Annotated in this window: 23 protein-coding genes; 17 read left to right on the top strand and 6 right to left on the bottom strand. The window is 37.3% G+C overall.

What is annotated here, in order from left to right; all coding sequences use genetic code 11:
- The first annotated feature begins 94 nt into the window (after positions 1 to 94).
- Together AC3ANL_RS22495 and AC3ANL_RS22490 are read left to right on the top strand one after the other, a co-directional pair.
- Complete coding sequence (locus AC3ANL_RS22495) at positions 95 to 700, top strand: hypothetical protein (protein ID WP_488326579.1); 606 nt, start codon at positions 95 to 97, stop codon at positions 698 to 700.
- 143 nt (positions 701 to 843) lie between these two features.
- A complete protein-coding gene (locus AC3ANL_RS22490) occupies positions 844 to 1,311 on the top strand; it encodes a VOC family protein (RefSeq protein ID WP_488326578.1) in 468 nt (155 codons plus the stop codon).
- Between the two features lie 99 nt (positions 1,312 to 1,410).
- On the opposite strand, the gene AC3ANL_RS22485 is transcribed toward AC3ANL_RS22490, so the two are convergent.
- Entirely contained in the window at positions 1,411 to 1,872 is a 462-nt protein-coding gene (locus AC3ANL_RS22485) for a GNAT family N-acetyltransferase (RefSeq protein WP_488326577.1), read from the bottom strand.
- A 273-nt stretch (positions 1,873 to 2,145) separates the two neighbouring features.
- On the opposite strand from AC3ANL_RS22485, the gene AC3ANL_RS22480 reads away from it, so the two are divergent.
- Both AC3ANL_RS22480 and AC3ANL_RS22475 read left to right on the top strand, forming a co-directional pair.
- Positions 2,146 to 3,441 carry an IS110 family RNA-guided transposase gene (locus AC3ANL_RS22480; RefSeq protein WP_488326576.1) on the top strand — a complete coding sequence of 432 codons (1,296 nt, stop codon included), beginning with the start codon at positions 2,146 to 2,148 and terminating at the stop codon, positions 3,439 to 3,441.
- A gap of 568 nt (positions 3,442 to 4,009) precedes the next feature.
- On the top strand, positions 4,010 to 4,453 hold the full coding sequence (locus AC3ANL_RS22475; RefSeq protein WP_488326575.1) for a cell wall hydrolase: 444 nt from the start codon (positions 4,010 to 4,012) through the stop codon (positions 4,451 to 4,453).
- Positions 4,454 to 4,743: 290 nt separating this feature from the next.
- Here the strand turns inward: AC3ANL_RS22475 and AC3ANL_RS22470 are convergent, their stop codons facing one another.
- A complete protein-coding gene (locus AC3ANL_RS22470; RefSeq protein ID WP_488326574.1) occupies positions 4,744 to 5,655 on the bottom strand; it encodes a DMT family transporter in 912 nt (303 codons plus the stop codon).
- A gap of 401 nt (positions 5,656 to 6,056) precedes the next feature.
- Here AC3ANL_RS22470 and AC3ANL_RS22465 point away from each other — a divergent pair, with 401 nt between their 5' ends.
- The 5 genes from AC3ANL_RS22465 (at position 6,057) to AC3ANL_RS22445 (ending at position 9,651) form a co-directional block, all read left to right on the top strand.
- The gene (locus AC3ANL_RS22465) at positions 6,057 to 6,479 is read left to right on the top strand and encodes a hypothetical protein (protein ID WP_488326573.1); all 423 of its coding nucleotides are present in this window, start codon (positions 6,057 to 6,059) and stop codon (positions 6,477 to 6,479) included.
- A gap of 194 nt (positions 6,480 to 6,673) precedes the next feature.
- Entirely contained in the window at positions 6,674 to 7,063 is a 390-nt protein-coding gene (locus AC3ANL_RS22460; protein ID WP_488326572.1) for a YybH family protein, read from the top strand.
- A 139-nt stretch (positions 7,064 to 7,202) separates the two neighbouring features.
- Positions 7,203 to 7,736: a GrpB family protein gene (locus AC3ANL_RS22455; RefSeq protein ID WP_488326571.1), complete on the top strand. Its 534-nt coding sequence runs from the start codon at positions 7,203 to 7,205 to the stop codon at positions 7,734 to 7,736.
- A gap of 108 nt (positions 7,737 to 7,844) precedes the next feature.
- Positions 7,845 to 8,762 carry an ABC transporter permease subunit gene (locus AC3ANL_RS22450; RefSeq protein ID WP_488326570.1) on the top strand — a complete coding sequence of 306 codons (918 nt, stop codon included), beginning with the start codon at positions 7,845 to 7,847 and terminating at the stop codon, positions 8,760 to 8,762.
- A complete protein-coding gene (locus tag AC3ANL_RS22445; RefSeq protein WP_488326569.1) occupies positions 8,749 to 9,651 on the top strand; it encodes an ABC transporter permease subunit in 903 nt (300 codons plus the stop codon). The genes AC3ANL_RS22450 and AC3ANL_RS22445 overlap by 14 nt, the downstream gene beginning before the upstream one ends.
- A gap of 83 nt (positions 9,652 to 9,734) precedes the next feature.
- On the opposite strand, the gene AC3ANL_RS22440 is transcribed toward AC3ANL_RS22445, so the two are convergent.
- Both AC3ANL_RS22440 and AC3ANL_RS22435 read right to left on the bottom strand, forming a co-directional pair.
- Positions 9,735 to 10,259: a hypothetical protein gene (locus tag AC3ANL_RS22440; protein WP_488326568.1), complete on the bottom strand. Its 525-nt coding sequence runs from the start codon at positions 10,257 to 10,259 to the stop codon at positions 9,735 to 9,737.
- Between the two features lie 179 nt (positions 10,260 to 10,438).
- Positions 10,439 to 11,329, bottom strand: coding sequence for an SDR family oxidoreductase (locus tag AC3ANL_RS22435; RefSeq protein WP_488326567.1), 891 nt, complete (start codon positions 11,327 to 11,329; stop codon positions 10,439 to 10,441).
- Between the two features lie 219 nt (positions 11,330 to 11,548).
- Here AC3ANL_RS22435 and AC3ANL_RS22430 point away from each other — a divergent pair, with 219 nt between their 5' ends.
- From AC3ANL_RS22430 to AC3ANL_RS22420, 3 genes are all read left to right on the top strand, one after another.
- Positions 11,549 to 13,477 carry an electron transport protein gene (locus AC3ANL_RS22430; protein ID WP_488329806.1) on the top strand — a complete coding sequence of 643 codons (1,929 nt, stop codon included), beginning with the start codon at positions 11,549 to 11,551 and terminating at the stop codon, positions 13,475 to 13,477.
- Positions 13,478 to 13,636: 159 nt separating this feature from the next.
- Complete coding sequence (locus tag AC3ANL_RS22425; protein WP_488326566.1) at positions 13,637 to 14,527, top strand: SDR family oxidoreductase; 891 nt, start codon at positions 13,637 to 13,639, stop codon at positions 14,525 to 14,527.
- Between the two features lie 64 nt (positions 14,528 to 14,591).
- Positions 14,592 to 15,185 carry a TetR/AcrR family transcriptional regulator gene (locus tag AC3ANL_RS22420; RefSeq protein ID WP_488326565.1) on the top strand — a complete coding sequence of 198 codons (594 nt, stop codon included), beginning with the start codon at positions 14,592 to 14,594 and terminating at the stop codon, positions 15,183 to 15,185.
- A gap of 256 nt (positions 15,186 to 15,441) precedes the next feature.
- On the opposite strand, the gene AC3ANL_RS22415 is transcribed toward AC3ANL_RS22420, so the two are convergent.
- Entirely contained in the window at positions 15,442 to 16,305 is an 864-nt protein-coding gene (locus AC3ANL_RS22415; protein ID WP_488326564.1) for an RNA polymerase sigma-70 factor, read from the bottom strand.
- A 5-nt stretch (positions 16,306 to 16,310) separates the two neighbouring features.
- Positions 16,311 to 17,591 carry a phytoene desaturase family protein gene (locus tag AC3ANL_RS22410; RefSeq protein ID WP_488326563.1) on the bottom strand — a complete coding sequence of 427 codons (1,281 nt, stop codon included), beginning with the start codon at positions 17,589 to 17,591 and terminating at the stop codon, positions 16,311 to 16,313.
- Between the two features lie 516 nt (positions 17,592 to 18,107).
- Between AC3ANL_RS22410 and AC3ANL_RS22405 the strand changes: the two genes are divergently transcribed.
- The 5 genes from AC3ANL_RS22405 (at position 18,108) to AC3ANL_RS22385 (ending at position 22,592) form a co-directional block, all read left to right on the top strand.
- Positions 18,108 to 18,758 carry a conserved phage C-terminal domain-containing protein gene (locus AC3ANL_RS22405; protein WP_488326562.1) on the top strand — a complete coding sequence of 217 codons (651 nt, stop codon included), beginning with the start codon at positions 18,108 to 18,110 and terminating at the stop codon, positions 18,756 to 18,758.
- A complete protein-coding gene (locus AC3ANL_RS22400) occupies positions 18,736 to 18,939 on the top strand; it encodes a replicative helicase loader/inhibitor (RefSeq protein ID WP_488326561.1) in 204 nt (67 codons plus the stop codon). The genes AC3ANL_RS22405 and AC3ANL_RS22400 overlap by 23 nt, the downstream gene beginning before the upstream one ends.
- Before the next feature lie 71 nt (positions 18,940 to 19,010).
- Complete coding sequence (locus tag AC3ANL_RS22395; protein WP_488326560.1) at positions 19,011 to 19,904, top strand: aminoglycoside phosphotransferase family protein; 894 nt, start codon at positions 19,011 to 19,013, stop codon at positions 19,902 to 19,904.
- A 127-nt stretch (positions 19,905 to 20,031) separates the two neighbouring features.
- Positions 20,032 to 21,819, top strand: a complete 1,788-nt coding sequence (locus tag AC3ANL_RS22390) for a S9 family peptidase (RefSeq protein ID WP_488326559.1) — start codon at positions 20,032 to 20,034, stop codon at positions 21,817 to 21,819.
- Between the two features lie 146 nt (positions 21,820 to 21,965).
- On the top strand, positions 21,966 to 22,592 hold the full coding sequence (locus tag AC3ANL_RS22385) for a metal-dependent hydrolase (RefSeq protein WP_488326558.1): 627 nt from the start codon (positions 21,966 to 21,968) through the stop codon (positions 22,590 to 22,592).
- The last annotated feature ends 225 nt before the right edge of the window (positions 22,593 to 22,817 follow it).

The raw sequence follows: 22,817 nt of genomic DNA, 5'->3' as shown, positions 1-22,817 counted from the left end.
CTTATAATACGAACGGGCAGTTTAGTTGAATAAGGAATTCGTTTCTTTTATATTCAAAATAGTATAAAACTGACTTAAATAAGAGGTGGCTTGAATGCTTTTTCATTATCATTTTTGGACGCCGTATGTTGAAGAAACAGAAAATTTCTATAAAGAGAATGGCTTCCGTATATCTCAACGCTTAGGGAAATACAACGGGGATTTTCAAATGTTTAATCCTCCTTTAAGATGGGATGATTTCCGTGAAAAAAATGTTCTTTTTCGCATTATAGAGGTAAGAAAAGGGGCGGTAAATATTACTTTTGGTTTTGGAAAGAAGATATTGTTTGACCATATCGGTTTTTTAGTTTCGGAAGAAGAAAAAAGTAAAATATGTGAAAACGCTGAAAAAATGAATTGGATTGTTGACAGAAATGAACGGAGAACGTTTATTATAACCCCTTATAATTTTAGGATTGAACTCCAAGTAAACTTAGATGTAATAGACTCTTTAAATAATGAAATAAAAATAGAAAAGCTGAAATTGGTAACAAAAATGGAAGGAGTGGATAGGGATCTATCCCAATTATTTAATAAGCCCATTTATAATATAACTTCCAAGGTTGGCAACGAAGTTACAATTGAAGAAGTCGTAATAAAAGGCTTATTATCCGAAGAGATTATTGACCCTAATGGAGTTAGAATTTTTAATAATAATTAGATATTGGGAAGCCATTTCTTGTTGAACTAACCAGTGGTATGGTAAAGATGGGATGGCTGAGGTTCCGTTTTCTTATTGGCTAACATGGTAGTTAAAGAAAAAATTTAAAAGTACTTAATTTTTATATAAAGGGGATGGGAGAAATGATAAAGGGGCTTTATGAAGCACATATACCTGTGAAAAATTTAGAAGTTTCAATTGAATTTTACCGAAAGTTAGGTTTGAAATTAGCTTGGCGTGATGAAGATACTGCATTCTTTTGGATAGAAGAAGGAAAAAGTTGGTTGGGGTTGTGGGAAGGAAAGGAATACCAAACTCCATACCATCCTTCTTTAAGACATATAGCTTTTCGAGTCACATATCAGGATTTAAAAGAGTCATTAAAATGGCTTGAATCCATTCAAGTTGAACCTGTTCCCTTTGGACGGAGGACATCGATTGAGCCTTTTGTGAGACCAAATCAAGGAAATGCTTCTGTTTATTTTAATGACCCAAATGGAAACAGTTTAGAATTGATGTGCTTTATTGACGCTCCACATGAATTAAAACATATTACAGAAAAGTTGTCATTTGAGGAATGGGAGAAATTAGTTACTAATAAATTAAAATAATCAAACCCTCTCTTTTCCTTGATATTTCGTGATTTCTTGTGAACTTTTGCGAATAGGGTTTGAGAATCTCATTCTTTATAAAAGGAGCCTTAAAAAAACTTAAAGAATCTTTTCATAATTAATAAGAGTTAAGTATTCGTTAATGTGTTGCTCCCCTGTTTTTTTATAGCCTAATTTCTCATAAAAATGGCGATTTCTACGGTTGTCCTTAGGTGTATCAAGTGACCACTTTTTAACTTTAGGGAATTGCCTTTCCAACTCCTGTAAAATTTTAAATCCCAATCCTTTATTTTGAAATTCAGAGCCAAGGAAAATTCGATACAAATAATTATGATCTTTAGTTTGCTTTACAAGACAGATTCCGCCAGCAAGCCTGCCATCAACGAAAATAGAATAGTGCAAAGAATTTTGCATTCTAAAAAAAAAGTAATCTAATGATTCAGTTGCAGGACTTGTATGATAATCCTTATATTTGATTAAATCTGAAAGAAACGCTTCTTTTTGAATCTTTAACAATTCGTTTGCTTCCGACTTTTTTGATGGTATTATCTTAAATTTCAATTTCTCCACCTCTTACTCCATTTCTGTCATTATATGAACATCTGCCACATTGTTTAATTAAATGAAAAAGTTCTTCAGCTATCGAAAATAAGGACTTACGCTCAAAAATGTGCTTCTCTTTTTATAATAATTCTTCTTTAACTAAAGGGGCAGCATTCCTGTAATTAAGGAAAATGGAGTTTGAACAAAAAAACAATCTCTTGGTAGAATGAAAGAGTCCTGACGCTGGCCAGCAAAAAGGACAAATCTCTCAAAATACCAGGAGGCTTTAAAATGAATTATAACCAGAATAAGAAGATTGCTCAAATAACTTCTCAAACTCTTATTATAGGAGTCGATATTGCTAAATTTAAGCATGTGGCACGTGCCCAGGATTTTAGAGGTATAGAGTTTGGATCATCATGTCAATTCGAAAATACAAAAGAAGGTTTTGAGCTTTTTCTACAATGGATTTCGGAAATCAAAAAAGAACAGAATATGGATAAAGTCATGGTTGGCATGGAGCCAACAGGACACTATTGGTTTAATCTCGCTCATATTTTAAAAGAAAACGGGATTAAATTTGTGGCTGTAAATCCCTTGCACGTCAAGAAAAGCAAGGTGTTGGATGATAACTCACCTACTAAGAATGATTTGAAAGACGCTAAAGTTATAGCCCAGCTGGTCAAAGACGGAAGATACGCCGAACCTACGATACCACAAGGTGTTTATGCCGAACTCCGTGTGGCAAAGAAAATACGCGATCTTTTAACAGAGGATCTCCAAACGGTCCAAGGGCAGGTTCACAACTGGATTGATCGGTACTTTCCTGAATTTCTAACAGTCTTTAAGAAGTGGGAGGGCAAGGCAGCGTTACAATTTTTAAAGCTCTATGCCTTACCTCATGAAATCGTAAATTTCTCTGAACATGAACTGCTTTCCCATTTAAGAAAATCCGTAACACGGAGTGTGGGATTAAGTAAGATTCGGGAGTTAAAGCAAGCAGCCAGTAAGTCCATCGGACTTCGACAAGGCTCCGAAATGGCTAAATTAGAGCTAAAAACGATTCTGGCTAAATATAAATTAATTCAGTTGAAATTCGAAGAATTGGATGCAAAAATAGATGGTTTACTTGATGAAATACCAGGTGTACCACAAATGTTAGCCATAAAAGGTGTGGGAAGGGATACAATTGCCGACTTCTTTGCGGAGGTTGGTGATCTTAGAGAATATTCTCATCCCCGGCAAATTATTAAGCTGGCCGGCTTAAGCTTAAAAGAAAATACATCCGGTAAGCACAAAGGAAAAACGACCATCACAAAAAGAGGACGAAAGAAACTGAGGGCTCTGTTATACAGGGTTTGTATGATTCTCGTCGCCAAAAATTCTGCATTTAAGACATTACATGCTTACTATACTCAACGTACAGATAATCCATTAAAGAAGATGCAGTCTCTTATCGCTTTATGTAATAAACTGATCCGTATCTTCTTTAGTATAGGTAAAAAGAAATTTGAGTTTAGTGAAGAAAAGATGTTAAAAGACATCCCTCATTTGTCAGTATTAAAGAAGGCAGAATTGGCCGCTTAATTTTGTTTTTTGTTTAGATAAATAATAGTTATTGTTTTATGGTTTTGGGGACATTCGAAGCACGGATTAGTCGGCAAAGCAACTAAATTACGGGCTAAGACCCTGTGGGGCAGCATGGCCGACATCCACCTCATGGTAAGGTTGGACGAAGGAATTTGAGAGCGAAGACTCTGTGAGACATGGGAGGGTTGACCTCCATGAGAAATGTGGACATCTACCAGTGCAATCATATTTTGACTCACCCACCAATTTTTGTAATTGGCTGGTTAGTGGGTAACGGCTCTTTTTTCTTTTGAAGTCCAATTTTATCCTTTCCAGTGATTATTCCCCAACTATTAAACATTTACCGTAAGGTAAACTACTTTGAAAATCTAAGAAAACAGGAGAAAACGGGAGATTTTCCTTTCTTCATTGAGGGAGGGAGTATAGTTGTATAAAGGTATAAAAAGAATGCAATATTTTTCATTTTACTTAAAAACTGTATGCTATAAAAACTAAGAATTCTTATTATATAAAAAATAACATGAATGTAGGCTTTTTTTCATAAATTAATTTGGGAGGCGATGAAATGCCAAGAGTAAGGGCTAGAAGTCATGAAGTAGATGAAATGGCAAGAATGATGAGAGCAGAAGCAGAAGGCGAAGGAAAGCAAGGAATGTTATATGTTGGAAATGTAATAATAAATCGTGTTGTAGCACAATGCTTAGATTTCAAAGGTGTAACCACTGTTCATGATGCAATATTTCAAGTACAAGGAGGAAATTTTTCTTTTGAAGCAGTGCAAAAAGGGAATGTATTTTATCAAAGATCAAGAACTTCTGAAAGAAGATTAGCACAACAAAATATAAATGGTTGGAGAGATCATCCTGCGAAATTTGCTCTTTGGTATTTTAATCCAACGGCGCCAGGGTGTCCTCCTACATGGTACGATCAACCTCATACTGGTGCATTTAAAGAACATTGTTTTTATGAACCAAAACCTGGAACATGTGATAGTGTTTATAGAGGTTAAGCTTACTCTTCGAGTAAGTTTTTTACATAATTAGAATATTTACACAAAATAAAATAAAACTTTAATTAATAGTTTTTATCTAGGAAAGCAAGATTGTGAAATATTGTACTTAAGCTAACGGGGTGCTTTTGTTGCAGAATATAATTGAAGTCGATTCCAAAGGGACATCGGCTTTTTTTACTTTCGGTGTCATAACTTAAGAGTAATGGCACCCCATCCATGAATAAAGGAAGTCCATCAGAGAGTAACGACACTCCATCCATGAAAAGAGGGTCCGTTCACCCACTACTTTAAAACTTTGTGTAGTGGGGATCTGACCCTTTTTTATGAGAATTTTTTTTACTGAACAATGGGATTTTCATGACCAATGCGACGCTTAGCAAAATTATCACGAGTCCGGCGACAACATTTGGAGTGACGGTTTCTCCGAGGAAAATAGCGCTCCAAATCACCCCGAATACTGGAACTAAAAAGGTTACACTAAGTGTAGTGACAGGTCCGGTATTTCGGATAAGGGAAAAAAATAATAAATAGGCAAGTGCCGTACAAAATACTGCAAGTCCAAGTACTGCTACAATCACAATGGTTGAAGGTATTGCCTGCGGAATGGTTGCACTTGCGAACGGAATCATTACCACGCTGGCACCCAGTTGTTGACCAATCGCCATGGCCATTGGCTTTTCGCCCTGGAATGCCTTTGAGGAATACACGCCGGCAATAGCATAGGAAACGGCAGCAAGCAGTGAACATAAAATCCAAATGGGAAGACGTCCGCCGGGGTGGGCGTCCCATCCAACCAATACAGCTACACCGATAACACCAAGGATTAGACCAATTACTTTTTTAGCCGTGAGTGATTCCTTCATCCAAATCCACGCGACCAGCGCCGTAAATAGTGGTGTAGTTGCATTTAAAATGGAGGCGAACGAAGCGGATAGGTGAAGTTCAGCTGTTGCGATGAGTGTGAAAGGTAACGCCGCATTCAACAGTCCAAGTATTAAATATTGCTTCCATTTTTTAAACAAACGGGCTCGCTGTCTGAGGACAACCAGGTAAAGTAATAGGGCTACGCTTGCAATCGATACACGGAGAAAGATTAGAACAACAGGTCCGAGGGCATGAGCTCCTATTCTCATAAAGATGAAAGATGCGCCCCAGAGCGCTGCCAAACTGAACAACATAAGAAGATCTTTTGGTTTCATGAAAATGCCTCCAGTTTTTTCAACAAAAGCTGACATGAACATATTTTAACATATTCAGCGAATATGCCGAGCTATATTCCCTGAATTAGCAAGAGGTACACCGATTGTCACGACAGAAAAAAGAAACGATCGTGTATATTTATATAAAAATTAATCTTCAACAATCGGGCAAATTTTTTTGAATAAGAAGGCGTCTTTTTTTCCATTAAATGGAGTAAGGGTTATTGAATAAATGAGCCCAATTCTTGAAGAACAATCTCAAAGGAATTTAGATTAAAGTATAGATGTAATTGTGATGGATTGCTCTTAAACTATCGTGGCAGGTTACTTTAAGAATGATTATAATTGAATAAGGAACTTAACTCAGAGGTGTTGCAGTTTCTTAATTAAGGAGGTATATGATGAAGTTTTTTATAAAGTTAAATACTATTAGTGCCTTATACGCTATAGCGTTGTTTATAGCAATCGAACTCATAATAAATGTATCTCATATTAGTACGTTAACTGGCTGGGAATGGGATAATGTTTACTTTGTAATTGCTGCTATTAATGTTATTGGACTTCTACTTTCGACAATTTTCTTCATTTACTTAACAAAAAAATGGACTATAGGTAGAAAATACAGCTATTTGTCACTCCTTTTGTGGGCACCATATTTTATTCTTTTTTTCTCTTTTTTCCCTGTTGTTTTGCCTATTAATGAAGGAGTAACACTTTTTCCAAGATTTAACCTTCTGATTTATGGGTCTGTCATTTTGTATCCTGTTTACATATTATTTATTAATCTATATGCTTCACCTCTAAGTACAGATTATGAGGAATAAGGCGTTAATAATGAAGGTCACTTTTTGCACCTTATTCATCTCGCTTATTGGAACTAACGGGGTGCAAGAGTTTAAGAAGGATCGTAACAGCTGCGGTCCTTTTCTTATTGAAGTAACGTTGCAGTTTAGCTTAAAAAGGATAGTAGGAATAAATGGAGAATATATATGAATTAATTAAAAATAGGAGGGATATTATGGAACACGAATTAAAGGAATTTATTAAGGAAAGTGATATCGCAATCAAACAGGAAAATTTTGATCAGCTAATGAATTACTATACGGAAGATGCAATCTTGGTTGTAAAACCAGGTATGATTGCAAGAGGTAAGGAGGAAATTAAATCAGCGTATATTAAAATAGCGAAATATTTCAATAACAGTCTTGTCCCAACACAAGGGGAAATGATTGTTTTGGAAGCTGGAGACACAGCCCTAGTTTTATCCCAAACCTTTCTTGAAGCTGATAAAAATGATAGTGAATTTTCAATGGATAGACGAGCAACATATGTGTTTAAGAAGACTCCACAAGGTGAGTGGCTTTGTGCCATAGACAACTCATATGGCACGGATTTAATCAACAAATAGTCAATAATAGTTTGGGAATCATTCCTTAAACAAACGGGGGCGATTGTTCAATATGAGCAGTCGCTTTTTCTATCGGTCATGTTAGGGGAAGAGGGATTACTCTGCTACATGGAATATTATTATGAAAGGAGTGAACTAAATGGATAACCCTGTAATAATTGAGGATTATAACTCAAATTGGTCTAAGGAATTTGAGAAGGAAAAAGGGAAATTAATAAAAATCCTAAATGATAGGATTATATCAATTGAACATATAGGCAGTACATCGGTTCATGGATTAAGCGCCAAGCCCATATTGGATATTGCTATTGCAGTACATAATATAGAAGATGTAGATGAGTTCATTGAGTCTTTAAAACAAATAGGATATGAATTTGTACATCATAAAGGATTTCCAGAAAGACGTTTTTTTAGAAAGGGGCAATGGAGAGCTGGAACACATCATTTACATTTTTATGAGTTTGAAAGTGAAAGCTGGAATAATCAACTCCTTTTTAGAAATTATCTAAGAATGCACCCGGATTTTCTAGAAAAGTATCATCAGTTAAAAGAGGAATTAGCTAATAAATATCGTTTTGACAGGGTTTCATATACTGAGGCAAAGGGGCCATTTATACAGAATGTATTAAAAAAAGCTAAAGAAGAGGTTGAAAAGGAACAAAAACCATATTGATAAAAATATGGAAAACTAGTAATTATTTTACAAGTATTTCGCTATAATTTAAGGGGGGATTACATAAGCAATTGAAATGATGATAAATTTGTCGAAAGTGGGGTTGTGATGAATAAAGGCTTGATAAAGCGGTTATCTATTAATCTATTAAAGCTAGTGGTAAAAACTATTTTATTATTAATCGGTGTGAGCAGTATTACTTCTCTTCAATCATTGGTTATTTCGGGGGAGCAAACAAGTTATGGCTTTTTTCCTAAAGACTTTGGATTTTATCCGATTCAGTTTTTTAAATCAGTATTTGAAACCTTTTCGCATTTGTCCTCTTTACTCGATTCTAAATTTTTTTATGGGGGATTAGATTACGATGTGTTTCCTTATATTCTAGATAAATATATATATACTATGGTGATCCTATTTTCTGCATTAATCATAACAATCCTTGTTTCTTTCTTTTTTTCGTATGTCTTTCTTTTCCTTTCTAAGCACTATAAAAAGATGTTTAAAAGTTTGTTAGTAGTAATGGATTCTGTACCAGATATCATTATTATCTTAGGAAGCCAATTAGTGGTTATCCGTCTATACCAAGAAACAGGATTCAAACTCCTCAAATTGTATGGATTCAGAGAAAATATTTATCTTCTTCCGATCATCTGTTTAAGCTTTGTACCTATCGTAATGGTAACTAAGATTATGATTAAAATCTTTGAAGAAGAAATCGAAGAGCAATATGTGGAATTTGCTACAGCTAAAGGGTTGTCACGATCGACAGTGTTTTTAAAACATGTTGTTCGAAACGTAGGGAAATCATTATTCAGCCATATCGGCTTAATTTATTTTTATATGCTCTCATCCTTATTTGTGATTGAATACCTATTTCAAATGCAAGGCCTTACAGCACTTATTTATCGAGTGGATGATAGCAGCCTATCTTTTGTCGCAATCATCCTGATTTTAATTCCTTTTGGGTTATTGCGAGCGGCTTCTTTCAGAATGTATGAAAGGAGAGTTTTTCATGACGAAGGATAGACGTTCTAACCTAATCGTATCTGTCATTTGTGGTTTTTTATTTCTTTTATTAGCAGCTAGTTTTATAGTTGAATTTGGCATAAAAGATTCCGTTGAACCTGATCGGCTCCTCTATACTTCAGAAGGGAAGGCGTTAAAACCACCATTTCCATCATCACTTGAACATCCATTAGGAACAGATAAAAATGGAAATGACCTCATGCTGAAGTTGATCAGTGGCTTTAAATATACACTAATCATAGCAGCCATTGTCACTTTTCTGAGAATGATCATTGGAATGATCGGCAGCTTGTCAATATTGTTTTTCCTAAAGCGTCTAAAGCCATATATTGAATCATTTCTAACCCCATTTCTTTATGTACCTGCCTTCATTTTGTATATGACTTTAGTAGGGACAGAAGAATTCCTATTAAATAGGCACGGAAAATACTTTCTGATTGTTTATCAGATGCTTGTTATTGCTTTGATAGGATTTCCTCCTTTGTTTTCTCTGTTAATGAAGGAATTTGAGCAGTTATTAACGAAGGACTACGTCGTCGCCTCCAGGTTATTAGGAGCAAGTAAGTTTCATTTAGCAAAAAAACAACTATTTCCTGTCTTCAAAAAGAGATTTTTGGTTGTCTTTATCCAGCAAACCATTGCGACGATCACCTTATTAATTTATCTTGGTGTGTTCCAACGATTTATTGGCGGGAAAGCAAAGGGAGGCATCATTGGAGATGATGATAAGTCCCTATCCAATTCTAGTGAATGGGGCGGAATGATTGGACAAAGTATATTTGATATGGTGCACTATCCGAGGCTATTAATCTATCCTGCCCTTGCCGTGATCGGGTTAATACTCTTGTTGAATATTATCATGAAGCAATTAGAAAACAATGATAGATAACCATAGAGAGAAAAGAATACATACTAAAAGAAAAGGAATTCGAAAAGACCTCAACATAGAGGTCTTTTACTATGTAGAATTCTTCAGCGTTTCTTTTTGGAAAATCCGGTCATAAGAAAACAGGTAATAAAGGCAACTGTTGTAACGATTATAGCAAAAACGAATCCTATTGCCGCCATAAAGGTATCATCACCTGGATAGGCTGGTTTTAGAGTCACGAACCAGTATACAATTATGAAAGTCAAGATTATATAAAAACTGCTGCCGACGGCCCCAATCTTCAAACGGTTTCTTCTTGAACCTTGCCATACTTTATTTATTACTATCCATGAAAAAACACTTCCAATTACTGCTAAAAACATTACAAGTAAATGGAGATATGGAATGAAGAAATGCATTAACAAATAAAGCGCAAGACACGTTGAAAAAAATAAAACGGCATTCAGGACGAATAAGAATGTTCCCATTACCCAATGATTTTGAAATCCTTTAGCATTTCTTAGCTTCTGCACCAGTTTATTGTTATCGCCAAGTATGTCTATAGTAGGATTCTTGAGGAAAATAACAAGTAACATGCCAATAAGACCGATTAATAAAATCGATGACATACCATCCACCCCTATAAGTTCAGTGTTAAATCTGTAATTCTCTTAAAACTCCTCAAAATTATCTACCAAATTTTCCTATTATAGAAAAACCTTCTCTTAATGATTTTAAATAGGAAATAAAAATACATAGAATTTCTATGTATAAGAATAAACTAAATCTACCTTTAAGTAAACCTATTCTATCCATTTATAATAGTTCCACCGTTTACATGAAGAATTTGTCCTGTTACATATGAGGAGTCGTCCGACGCCAAATAAACATATGCAGGTGCTAGTTCAAAAGGTTGTGCAGCACGTTTCATTGGAGTTTCACTTCCAAATGTTGCATAAGTTTCTGGTGGACCGCTTGAAGGAATAAGAGGAGTCCATACAGGTCCAGGAGCAACGCCATTAACTCGGATTCCTTGTTTAATGGCCGATAATGCTAACGAGCGGGTGAATGAAACGATTGCTCCCTTGGTAGAGGCATAATCGATAGCGTATTCATGTCCGTCGTATGCAGCGATTGAAGTTGTATTGATAATGGAGCTTCCTATTTTAAGATAGGGAATGGATGCTTGTGTAAGATAAAAATATGAAAAAATGTTTGTTTGAAAAGTACGTTTAAGCTGCATTACTGATATGTCGCTAATACTATCTTGTGTATGTGCTTCACCTGCATTATTGACCAGGATTTCAAAATGGCCAAATACTTCAATAGTCTTCTGAACAACATAATAACAAAACTTCTCATCCCCTATATCTCCAGCGATCGTTAGGCATTGTCTTCCCAATTGTTTAATTCTGTCTTTTGTTTCTAATGCATCCCCATGCTCATTTAAATAAACAATAACAACATCCGCCCCCTCTTTTGCAAAGGCAATGGCGACAGCTCGGCCGATACCGCTGTCTCCTCCAGTAATGATGGCGGTTTTGTTCAATAGCTTGTTGCTTCCACTATAATAAGGATTTTCGGAGATAGGTCTTGGAATCATAAAGGATTCAATACCTGGATGCTGAGGTTGGTATTGCGGGGGAAATGTGATCGGAACTGTTTCGCACTTTTTTACATACCCAAAATGATGATACATAATAAGCCTCCTTCGTTATGTGTTATTTAGCATATTCTTAAAAAGATTATAGGTGAATGCCTAAAAAGTCTTTCTGTTTTTGAACCTTTGATTCAATATTCGTTGAAAAGAAACAGTGATTCGATAAGGTATATTTTTTTGGAATAGGTGGAAATTAAAGGTGGCTTTGAGCAATCTATTTCCATTGAGGAGGCAGTTGGGGTGAAAACAAAAAAGTGGATGTTTTGTTTGGGTGCCATTCTAGCGTTCATTTTAACTTTAAATAAACCGGTATATGCTTTTATTCCTTCTAAAGATCAAATTGTAAAACCTGGAAAGGTGAAATGGCAGAAGGACCAAGATCAACCTGCTTTTGACCTCTGGGGAAGAACCTTCTCACGTAAAGAGGCCCATGATTTAATGCAAACAGCAAAGGGAAGGGAGCTATTATCTTCTAAGAATGGTGCTGTAAAAATTGATCAAGCTCTATTAAATTTAGGAAGAAAGTCATTTTACGAAGAAACATTTGGAAATGAAGTCTATTTATCCGATATTCTCGGTGCTTTTAACGGACCGCTTACAATTGAAAATTTTCAGAAAGCAATAAAAGAGTTAAACGGAAAGGGAACAACGAATTTACAGGTCGAATTAGCAGAAACAGTAACGATCGGGGGAAAAACATATAAAAAAGGAACAAAAGTGGATACCGGATTTGATGTGGTAAAAGGTTCTAATGAAGTTCTTGGTTTGCCGATTGTAAGAGCAGAGGGAAGGTTAAAAGTTGGACTTAGCTGTGCCGCATGCCATGCCACTGTTGATCCAATTACTCAAAAAGTAATCGAAGGGGCTGTTAATACGGATGCTAATTTCGGACTTCTCCTTGCTTTAGGTACCAACACAACAGCTTATTTTGCACGTACTGAAATTGCATCTTTAAAGGATTATATAAAGAACTTAGAGAAAACGGTTGTAACGAGTGAAGGTAAAAAAGAACCACTACCAGATGCAAAGGCGTTGGAAGCGGCTGTTGATGAAAGTGTAATCAAATGGCCGAAGGGAAACTTTGATATTACCAGTGATTTTATTAGTAATCCTACGCAGATCCCGGATTCTTTCACTTTAGGGGATCATCCTTACAGCTGGAGTGGTTTTGCAATGGCTGGCCCGTTTAAAGGGCTAAGTACGTTAAATAATGCTGTTCATGCCCAAGGTTCTGATTTGACGACAATTGCCGAAGCCAGTCGAGCTCTTTTTGGAATCGACAAAGAGGTATATTTAGGAACTATTTTGCAGAATGCGGCGAATCCTAAATATCGGTTTGATCCGGCTAAAGGGAAAAAGCCTTCAGAATTTTTTGTACAAGTCGATCCTACTCCAAATGCTCCTGGTGTAAACAAAGCGGTTAAATTACCAACCTATCCGAGGTCTTCACTTATATCACCGAATGGGCTTATTGTTAGTTCGCCAGGAACAAATGTCGGTGAACAAAACAACGGAATGTCAGCGTTTCAAAATACCCTTGTTCCTCCAAAAACATCGATTAAGATATCAGATGAGGAAAAGCAATTAGGCAAACAGATATATGCACGCGGAAGCTGTATAACTTGTCATGCAGGAAGTGTTTATACCAATAACCAAATTATACCGGTAGAACAAATTGGTACCGAACCGACGCGTGCGATTGGATTAAGAAAAGTAGGCGAGTTTTTAACAGTTCCGCTTATTTATTCACCTGATACACCTGTGCCTGTTCCCAAAGATCCATTAGTGTTAAGAGTTCCGACTCGAGGATTAGACCCTGGGCAAATCAACCTTGCATTTGCAATTGGAAATACAAGCGGGGGCTATAAAGTTCCTAGTCTTATTGGCCTGTATTGGTCTGCGCCATATCTCCATGATGGAGGAGTTGCTGTTGGAGCAAACACTAAAAATCAATTAGGAATAGAAGGAACATTAAATAAAAGTATTTTACCTGATCCTTATAACAGTATCCGCGCATTAGTCGATAAAAATTTGAGAACTCAAGTTATAAAAGCAAATCAATCTTCCGAAAGCCTGAGGAAATCAAATGTAACAGGCGAAGGGCATGAATATTGGATAGATGCTTCAACCGGTTTTTCTCAACAAGAACAAGACGCTTTGATTAAGTATTTACTAACATTGGAATAACCCATTAAAGACAGGCAGTCATAAATAACGCCTGTCTTTAATGGGTTTTTATTTTTTGGTTGTCTTTTATGAAAATTAGGTATAGACGTTTTAAAAAGTAATGAATATAATGGAATTATAAATGAATGAATCATTCATTCTAAAAAAAGGGTGGATTGAATGAAACCACTAAATTGGAATATAAAAGGGAAATACGTGATTATTACAGGTGCGACAAGCGGCATTGGTTTAGCGGCCGCCAAGGCTTTAGCTGCTAAAGGAGCAAAATTGGGTATCGTTGTCCGAAATGAGGCAAAGGCACAAGAAGCCGTAAAGCAAATTAAAGCCGCTGCAAACGGGAATACCATAATCGATGTTTTTCTGGCTGACCTGTCATCCCTACAATCTATTCGCAAAGTGGGAGCAGCTATTTTATCAAAATGTCCAAGAATTGATGTCTTAATTAACAACGCAGGTGCTTTATTCCAAAACTATCAAACAACTGACGAAGGCAAAGAAATGACATGGGCTCTCAATCATCTTGGACCATTCCTCCTTACGAAGCTTCTAATGGAACGATTGAAGGAAAGTACCCCTGCAAGGATTATCACCACGTCTTCCCACGGTCATAAAATGGCGAAAAAGGGCTTGGACTTTAATGATCTAATGGGAGAAGGTCTTTACCGCCCCTTTAAAAAATTAATGGGCGGCCCTACCCTCCGCTACGGACAGACAAAGCTTGCCAACATATTGTTTACCGCAGAGCTCGGGAGTTTGCTCGAAGGAACCGGTGTTACTTCCTATTGTTTCGACCCTGGGTTAGTGAATACGAACTTTAATCAGCACAACGGCGTGTTGGCGGAAATGACAATGGCCGTGATGAGACTATTTTCCCGCACACCGGAAAAGGGGGCAGAAACTCTTGTTTGGCTGGCAGAATCTGATGAAATTAGCGGGGAAACGGGTTTATACTATGCTGACAAAAAGGTGCAGATTCCGGCTGAAATCACGAAGGATCGAGAACTGGCAAAAAAATTATGGATGGTCAGTGAAGAACAAATATTAATTTAGGGAGATAATCATTAGTAAACATTTGAGGATAGAATCCTCATTTTAAAAATTGGAGTGAAAACGGATGGCACCATTAAATGAACAAAAATTAGACCAATTACAGATACAAAGGATAGAGCAAATTAAAAAAGCGGCTTTAAAGGTTTTTGCAAAGCGGGGAATTATCGGAACAAAAATGAGTATGATAGCGGACGAAGCGGGAATAAGCCAGGGCTTATCATATCGATATTTTAAATCCAAAGAAGAGCTTTTCGTTACATTAATCGAGGATGCCCTGAAGGAGGCACAGTCCTCAATGGCGCAGGTAGATAAACTTCCCGGTACCCCATTTGAAAAAATAAGAACATTAACAAAAAATATGCTCGAAGACAGCAATAAGCAGTCCTTTATGCTTATTCAGCAAGCAAGAGTATCCGATGAGGTACCGGAGAAGGCCAGGCAGCTCCTTGAACAATACACCATTACCGATCCTATCCAACAACTGATTCCGATTTTTATCAAAGGGCAGGAAATGGGGGAATTTTGCGAAGGTGACCCGCATAAGCTCTTATTCTGTTATTTTTCCATCATTACAGGGCTAATGCTTCAAGAAATACAAGCCGATGAAAACTATTGGATTGATGAGATTGATGTATTGATGAAAGTTATAATTAGGTGAGTTTCCTAGGGGGCTAATTTTTCTCCCTTTTGTTTTTTCTTGTATATAATTCATTTATCCTGAATTGAAAAACTCATTTAGATTAGATACAGTGAACCGTATCATAAGTAATTGAGTTTTTTGTATTTGATAGAGGTGAATAGGCCGTCCCCAAGGGTTATAATTAACTAACTTTTAGGGACAGTCTCGTTTTGAATATTGAGAGATAGGGCTTTATAATATTTGAGAAATGCTTAACTTATATATCCAATTTTTCTTAATGAGTGGGCAACTTATCAGGATTCATAGTTATATACATTTCGTTAATTTTATTATTACTTATATAAAAACTAATGATACTTTGAACCTTGCCATTCATATAAACCACAATTGCTGGCTGACCATTGCCCTTTTTTATTTCAAAATAAAAGTCTTCAGGAGCCTTTTTGATAATCCCGTATAAAAAGGCCAAAACGTTGGATTGGGATTCGATTGGACGAACAGCGGCCTTGACTTTTCCTCCGCCATCAGAATATAGAGTGACTTTTTCAGATATAAGTTCTAATAAGGCATCCATATTTTGCATTTGAAACGCTTGGATAAAGCGATCAATAATGGATTTATTCTTCTCATAGTTTAAACTTTCACCCTCTATGCTTGAGATTTTTTGCTTAGCCCGGCTAAAAATTTTCCTACAGTTTTCTTCTTTCTTTTCAATGATGTTACTAATCTCTAAATAGGAGAAATTAAATACTTCTCTTAAAAGGAGGACTGCTCGTTCATCTGGTGCCAAATGTTCCATCATCCGTAAATAAGCAATACTCAATCCTTCTTTTTGAAGAAAAACTTCAGATGGACCAAAGTCAGGTGAACTCTCTAGTAATAAGGGCTCGGGATTCCATGGTCCCACGTAATGTTCTCGTCTGTACCGCGCTGACTTTAATACATCTAGACAGCGGTTAGTCATGATTTTACAGAGATACGCTTTCTTATTATCTATCTTTTGGTCATCAATTTGGTATGCTTTTAAAAAGGTTTCTTGTACAATGTCTTCTGCTTCCGCTACTGCACCTAACATCCGATAACCTATTGAAAACAACAAGGGTTTAAAAAGGTTATAATCCCCATTACTAATTTGCACAATATTCACCTCTTTTCTTTTTGAGTAATTTCTTCAGCTGCCTGTATCCCGCTGCTAACGGCTCCTTCTGCCAGAATGGAATGAGGAGAAGCCCAGTCTCCTGCTATATATAATCCCGGGATATCTGTTTTAGAACGGAGCAGTTTGTACTCATCTCCAATTTGAGGTAAGCGCTGATTAACGATAATTTGTGGGATATAGCGACTTGTAATCATGTATTTTTGCCATCCTGGCTGCATCTTTTCTAAGAATTGTTCAAGCTCATTTTGAACCTTTTTACTATCTATGTGATCATCAGGGTGGTGATATTTAAACACATGCAGAACTGCACTTTTTCCATCTTCAGAGAGTCGGGCATAATTTGATTGTACGGAAAAATAGAGGGGATCAGATATGCTCATGGCAAATAATCGCTTTGGATTAGGAAGTCGAGTTAAAGCAACATCAAGCGTAGCTCCTTTTACAGTTGTTGTTTGAGTAAAAAAGCTGCTTTGGGAGAGATTAACCTTTTCACCTAACATTTTATTAAGTTCGTTAGGAGCAGTTGTACAAATCACATACTTCCCGAGAATTTCCTCGCCATTAGATAGAACTAATTTAATATGATCATGTTCAACTGGGGCAATTTGTTTTACTGCTGTATGTGTTTGAACTTGAACACCTCCAATGACTGCTTGATTGTGGAGTTGGTCGATAATCGTTTGCCAGCCGCCATCTAGATAAAGTACACCACCCATTACAGTCTTCAAATGCGATACAATTAATTTTGCGCTTACCTTTTCAGGAGCATGACAATACGTCGCAAGTCTACCTAATATATATAGTAATGACTGAACTTTTTTAGATAGTGCTGCTTGCTTAACCCATTGTTCAAATGTTTGTCCTGCTAATTTTTCGGTATCAATACTATTAACTTTTATTATAAACGTAATCCATTCTATACGTTCTTTCCAATTTAAAAGACTTGTTGAAAAAAGTCCTAAAAGAGTGAAAGGTGCAGCATATTCCATATTATTTTCAACTAAAACGCCACCTAATTTAGGTGATTTACCATTAAGTTTAATACCCAATTCTTCGAGAATGGATTTGGCTTTTCCTTTTTTATAAAAGGCATGGGGGCCTAGATTCAAATACTGATGATTAATCTTATTTGTTCTAGCCCTCCCGCCAACATTTTTCCCCTTTTCTAGTATTAATATAGATAAATCATTTTTTGCTAAATAATTTGCTGCAACATAACCTGCTAACCCACTACCAACAATGACAATATCCCACTTTTGAGTCATAAGATAACCTCCTATTGTTATTTCATACTCAAGACGATGAAGGGTGGATATATGTGACGATGTTTTAAATAAATTTTCTAACTGAGCATAAATCACTTTTTTATCGAGAATGGTCATGGTGTCTGTTTATTATGGATGGCACTAATCTCAAAATGAGCCCATTCATTTAAGAGCTTTGTACATGTTCTAAAATTGGTGCCTGACCCCCGATGCGTTAACACTTTAACACATCGGGGGTCAGGCCCTTTTTTTATGGGTTTCCAAAAATATTTTCTTATCTACCTGTTCTTTTTAGCCCTTTCTTTATATATAAGAAGTGAATGGCAAAGGTCTGATGGATTAATCAACTTGATGTGATGCAAGGATACAGATGATCCATTCAGATTGGCCTAAAAGAAAGGGTGGAGATAGGATGAGTAAATTAATCATTAATGAGGCGCCGGTGATGATTATTCCTTCTTTGGCAGTGAAGCTGGGATTAAACGAAGACGTGGTTCTGAGCAGATCCATTATTGGGTGACATCAAGTACCCATGTAATCGAGGGACGAAAATGGATCTACAATACCTATAAGGAATGGCAAAAGCAGCTTCCATTTTGGTCGGAGAGTACCATCAAACGAACCATTCGCTCACTCGAGGACCAAGGCTACTTGCTTTCAGGTAATTTTAATCAACTGAAAATCGATAAGACTAAATGGTATACCATCAACTATGAACGTCTGGAAATATTAGAACAAGTCCAAGAGTCTGAGCAGTCGTTTACTCAAAATCAATCTTTCAGTACATCAGCCTGCTCGGTGGAGGACACAAGCCTGAACCAAGCATTACCAGAGAGTACTTCAGAGATTACTACAGATAAAAAAACTCCTATCGTCGAGATCATCAACTACCTCAATGAAAAAACAAAAGCAAACTATAAAACAAGTACATATAAAATGCAGGAAATGATCAGAGCCAGAATAAAAGAAGGCTTTACATTGGAGGATTTTAAAAAGGTCATCGATATAAAGACAGCAGACTGGATGGATAACCCGCGAATGAATCAATACTTAAGGCCGGCTACCTTATTTAGCGATAAATTTGAATCCTATCTCAACCAGAAGTCCGCCAAGAAAACATTGAACGAGGAGGATTTTGATTTAGATGATGCAGCGGGAGATCTTTGAATTATTAAAAAAAATAGCCGTTTATTTTGATCCCTTTGTTGTGGATCAGGAGAAAGTGAACCTGTGGCATGATGTGTTAAAGGATTATGCGTTTGACGAGATCCAAGAAAACTTGTTGGCCTTTGTAAAGGGGTCCGCCTTTCCGCCCAAATTAACAGATTTACTCTCAAAGTCCCCCTAAAAAAGGGAATGATACTGGGGATGTTGAATTATTAATTCTTGATATTGAAATAGTAAGGAGAATTTTCTTTTATGCAAATCTCTAGTGAATTTCAGGGAAAAATAATCAACGTCTTTGGGTCCGATGGAGAGTTCTGGTTAGAGTCTTTAGAGAAAACAGTCCAAGCTTATTTACAAAAATGGAATCTTACCAGTGAAGGTCCTGTTAATAATCTTTCCTATAATTATGTATTGAAGGTAAACAATTCAGAGGGAACCCCGTTGATTCTAAAGCTAGGCGTGCCTAACTTTGATACACGAAATGAGATGGTAACACTGAAAGCCTATGATGGAAACGGCTGTGCCAAGCTGTTGAAGTCTGATCCGGAAAAAGGCGTTATGTTGTTAGAGCGGCTCGTCCCTGGAAGGCTGCTTTCAGAGGAAAAGGATGAAATGCTTGTGGTGGAAACATTTATAAAGGTGTGGAAAGCGATTCGCCGACCTGTAACGAACGGAACATCAACACCACCCCTTATACACTGGATTGAGGGACTGCAGCGATATCGGAAGAAATTCCCCAATGGACCTATTTCTTACGAACATGTTCAGTTAGCAGAGGACTTTTTCCAACAGGTGATTGATTCATCGGCTGGTTCTGAACTTCTTCATGGTGATCTGCATCATGAAAACATATTGTATTCCGAGCAACAAGGCTGGTTGGCGATTGATCCAAAAGGAGTTGCGGGGGATCCGTATTTTGATGTCGTTTCCTTTTTGGTGAATCAATTAGAGTCAAAGGATGACCCAAAAAGCATCCTGAAACTCCGAGTGGATACAATCAGTGACCAACTGCAACTTGACCGTCAACGCTTGTTAAAAGCAGCGGTGGCTTTAGGGACACTCTATGCTTGTTGGGGGATAGAGGACCAGGCGGATTGGGAAACCACCTATCAATGTGTGAAATGGTTCATTGAGTTTCTAGAATAGCAGAATATAAAAAAGACGATCCGACCTCCGATTCGTCTTTTTGCAATCAAATAAATCCAGAATGATATGAGCCACCTCTAAATAGAATGGAGTAAAGATGACTCAATTTATGAATGGTGGTAATAGAATGGATGAAATAACGATTGACCCTTTTATCCATGTACGTATGGTGAAAAGTTTTGAATACCATCCTAAAGGCAAGAAAATCAGCTTTATTTCCGATTTTACTGGGCTGCCACAGGTATGGGAGCTTGATAGAGAGGACAGGTGGCCTGCCCAAACATCTTTTACAATGAAAGGAATCACCTTTATTAAATATATTGCCAGCACATCGGATCTTATTATTGGGATGGACGTGGATGGGGATGAAAAGGAGCAATTGTACTTATTAAAAGAGGGTGGCGAAAAAATAGCACTGACCAACTCACCTAAACATATTCATTTGTTTGGTGACAGTTCTCCCGATGGGAAATGGATCGCATGGTCCAGCAACCGTCGAAGTCAAAATTCTTTAGATGTTTATATTCAAAATCTGGAGACACTGGAAATCCGACTTGTGTTTGCCGCCGATGGGACGTATTTAGTTGAAAAATGGTTTCCAGATGGAAAAACACTATTGGTTAAAAAAGCAAACTCGCCACTTGATCATGATCTAGGGGTATTTTCGCTTTCAACTGGAAAAATGAACTGGATTACAGCGCATATGGGTGAAGCGAGCTATAAAGATATTCATTTTAATAAGGATGGGGACCATATTTACCTATTAACGAATCAGGACAGAGAATTCTTCGGGCTCGCATTCATTCACATAGCCAGTAAACAATTGACTTGGCTCGAACAGGGAGAGTGGGATATTGAAGACCTGGTCTTGAATAAGGATAAAAATAAATTAGCTTTTTCCATGAACGAAGGAGGAATATCGAAGGGCAATCTGGTAGACCTTGTTCAAAGTAAGCTGTATACATGGGAAACTCCAATGGGAGTAATCAGTAATCTTAGATTTACACCTGACCAACAAAAGGTGGGATTTGTCCTAAATGGACCCACGCATCCTTCTGACATCTGGGAGGTGGAGCTTAACACCCTTCAAGCCAAACGGCTTACGTATATCTCCCGTGCTCCAATCCTGGAGGAAAAACTAATTGAGCCAGAAATCATATCGTTTCCATCATTTGACCAACGTCCGATACCTGCTTTTTACTATAAGCCCAATCATAGAGACGAGGGATCCCCACTTGTCGTCTATATTCATGGTGGACCCGAAAGTCAAACCCGTGCTGTCTACAGCCCTTTTTTACAATTTTTTTTAACCCAAGGTTATGCTGTGGCTGCTCCTAATATCCGCGGAAGTACAGGTTATGGAAAAACATACACTCACCTTGATGATGGCCGCAAACGAATGGACGCCCTGAAGGATGTCATTTGTCTAGTGGAATGGCTTAAAAAAACAGGGGAGATTATTCCGGAAAAGGTAGCGATTGTGGGTGGAAGCTATGGTGGATTTATCGTGCTTGCTGCTACCAGCCACTATCCGAATATGTGGGCAGCTGGTATCGATATTGTAGGAATGTCCAGCCTCCGAACATTCTTACAAACAACTAGTCCTTGGCGGAAAAAGCTGAGGGAAGCAGAATATGGAACCATTGAAAAAGACGGAGAATACTTCGACCAAATCGACCCGTTGAATCATGCGGATAACATTGCAGCTCCTTTAATGGTCATTCATGGTGTTAATGACCCACGTGTTTCTATTCAAGAATCTGAGCAGATCGTCAGGAAACTAAAGAATCGAGATCATCCAGTAGAGTTTATTCGCATTGAAGAGGAAGGGCATACGATGGTGAAATTAAAAAATAAAATCAATTCGTATTCGATGATGGCAGAGTTCCTTAAAAAACACCTTGGGCCAAATTAGTTTTGCAAGAGCCTGGCATATAGCTTGGCTTTTTTTGTTTGGCTCTAGAATAGGAGAATAGTAGGATTTTTTGGTTTTTCTAAACAGAACAAATGTTTTGTTGTAAGATAAGGAGAGTAAAAATTGAAATAGGGGTGTAATAACTAGTGAATGGTACAGCACACGCAGCAATTGGCGCGGCAACAGGATTTATCGTGGCGAACACTTTTCAATCCTCTCCTTCTGAGACTCTCTTTTTTGTCGGATTAGGGGCGGTTTCGGGATTAATGCCCGATCTTGACATTGATGGAAAGCTTCGCGGCAAAATTACCTTATCCCATAAAGCCATTCGGATGGCTGCTCAGTTGATCGGGATATTGATGGTTTTTTATAGTTTTTATGAATGCCACGCTACAGAGAAATGGTTTGGTCTCGGGATTGGAATAGGGATTATGGTGGTTTCGGGGTTCATTAAGCAAAAGCATATGTTAACGATCACCGGAATTGGAGTACTGATGGGAGGGTTCTCTTTATCGGAAATGTGGCTAATCCTGCTGGGGGTTTATATAATAATTGCGTCCTTGGCTTCGCACCGGAGCTATACCCATTCAATCCTAGGCGTCATATTCTTTGGGATCATTGCTTCAAAATTAGAAGGATCTCTCGGAATTGAGGGTGTCTTCTACACTTGTATAGGTGGATACATCAGTCATTTGATAGCAGATTTAAAAATACTACCGTTCAATAAACAGGGGATTAAGCCGTTATTACCAATTTCTTCGGTAGAAATATAGATTTGGAAATTTAAAGAGGGCCCCCCGTCAAATAGCGGGTTTTCACCCAGGGATTTAGTGCCTGACCCCCAGTGCGTTAACACAATAACGCATCGGGGGTCAGGCACTTTTTTTCTCTTAGAACATAAGTAGTAACTATTCCATCAAGAGATTATAAACGATGAAAAATTCACCCTTGACTTCCATTACCAAAAAGGAGATTCTTGTAAAAAAAAGGAATTTTCG

Source organism: Neobacillus sp. DHD-1R (assembly GCF_057747995.1).
Note: the sequence above shows the minus strand (reverse complement) of the source record. Positions and strands in the feature narration are given on the sequence as shown.

Excerpts from the sequence above, each read along its gene's own strand:
- AC3ANL_RS22495 (WP_488326579.1), top strand. The coding sequence starts at position 95 with ATGCTTTTTCATTATCATTTTTGGACGCCGTATGTTGAAGAAACAGAA.
- AC3ANL_RS22490 (WP_488326578.1), top strand. The coding sequence starts at position 844 with ATGATAAAGGGGCTTTATGAAGCACATATACCTGTGAAAAATTTAGAA.
- AC3ANL_RS22480 (WP_488326576.1), top strand. The coding sequence starts at position 2,146 with ATGAATTATAACCAGAATAAGAAGATTGCTCAAATAACTTCTCAAACT.
- AC3ANL_RS22475 (WP_488326575.1), top strand. The coding sequence starts at position 4,010 with ATGCCAAGAGTAAGGGCTAGAAGTCATGAAGTAGATGAAATGGCAAGA.
- AC3ANL_RS22470 (WP_488326574.1), bottom strand. The coding sequence starts at position 5,655 with ATGAAACCAAAAGATCTTCTTATGTTGTTCAGTTTGGCAGCGCTCTGG.
- AC3ANL_RS22465 (WP_488326573.1), top strand. The coding sequence starts at position 6,057 with ATGAAGTTTTTTATAAAGTTAAATACTATTAGTGCCTTATACGCTATA.
- AC3ANL_RS22460 (WP_488326572.1), top strand. The coding sequence starts at position 6,674 with ATGGAACACGAATTAAAGGAATTTATTAAGGAAAGTGATATCGCAATC.
- AC3ANL_RS22455 (WP_488326571.1), top strand. The coding sequence starts at position 7,203 with ATGGATAACCCTGTAATAATTGAGGATTATAACTCAAATTGGTCTAAG.
- AC3ANL_RS22450 (WP_488326570.1), top strand. The coding sequence starts at position 7,845 with ATGAATAAAGGCTTGATAAAGCGGTTATCTATTAATCTATTAAAGCTA.
- AC3ANL_RS22445 (WP_488326569.1), top strand. The coding sequence starts at position 8,749 with ATGACGAAGGATAGACGTTCTAACCTAATCGTATCTGTCATTTGTGGT.
- AC3ANL_RS22440 (WP_488326568.1), bottom strand. The coding sequence starts at position 10,259 with ATGTCATCGATTTTATTAATCGGTCTTATTGGCATGTTACTTGTTATT.
- AC3ANL_RS22435 (WP_488326567.1), bottom strand. The coding sequence starts at position 11,329 with ATGTATCATCATTTTGGGTATGTAAAAAAGTGCGAAACAGTTCCGATC.
- AC3ANL_RS22430 (WP_488329806.1), top strand. The coding sequence starts at position 11,549 with ATGTTTTGTTTGGGTGCCATTCTAGCGTTCATTTTAACTTTAAATAAA.
- AC3ANL_RS22425 (WP_488326566.1), top strand. The coding sequence starts at position 13,637 with ATGAAACCACTAAATTGGAATATAAAAGGGAAATACGTGATTATTACA.
- AC3ANL_RS22420 (WP_488326565.1), top strand. The coding sequence starts at position 14,592 with ATGGCACCATTAAATGAACAAAAATTAGACCAATTACAGATACAAAGG.
- AC3ANL_RS22410 (WP_488326563.1), bottom strand. The coding sequence starts at position 17,591 with ATGACTCAAAAGTGGGATATTGTCATTGTTGGTAGTGGGTTAGCAGGT.
- AC3ANL_RS22400 (WP_488326561.1), top strand. The coding sequence starts at position 18,736 with ATGATGCAGCGGGAGATCTTTGAATTATTAAAAAAAATAGCCGTTTAT.
- AC3ANL_RS22395 (WP_488326560.1), top strand. The coding sequence starts at position 19,011 with ATGCAAATCTCTAGTGAATTTCAGGGAAAAATAATCAACGTCTTTGGG.
- AC3ANL_RS22390 (WP_488326559.1), top strand. The coding sequence starts at position 20,032 with ATGGATGAAATAACGATTGACCCTTTTATCCATGTACGTATGGTGAAA.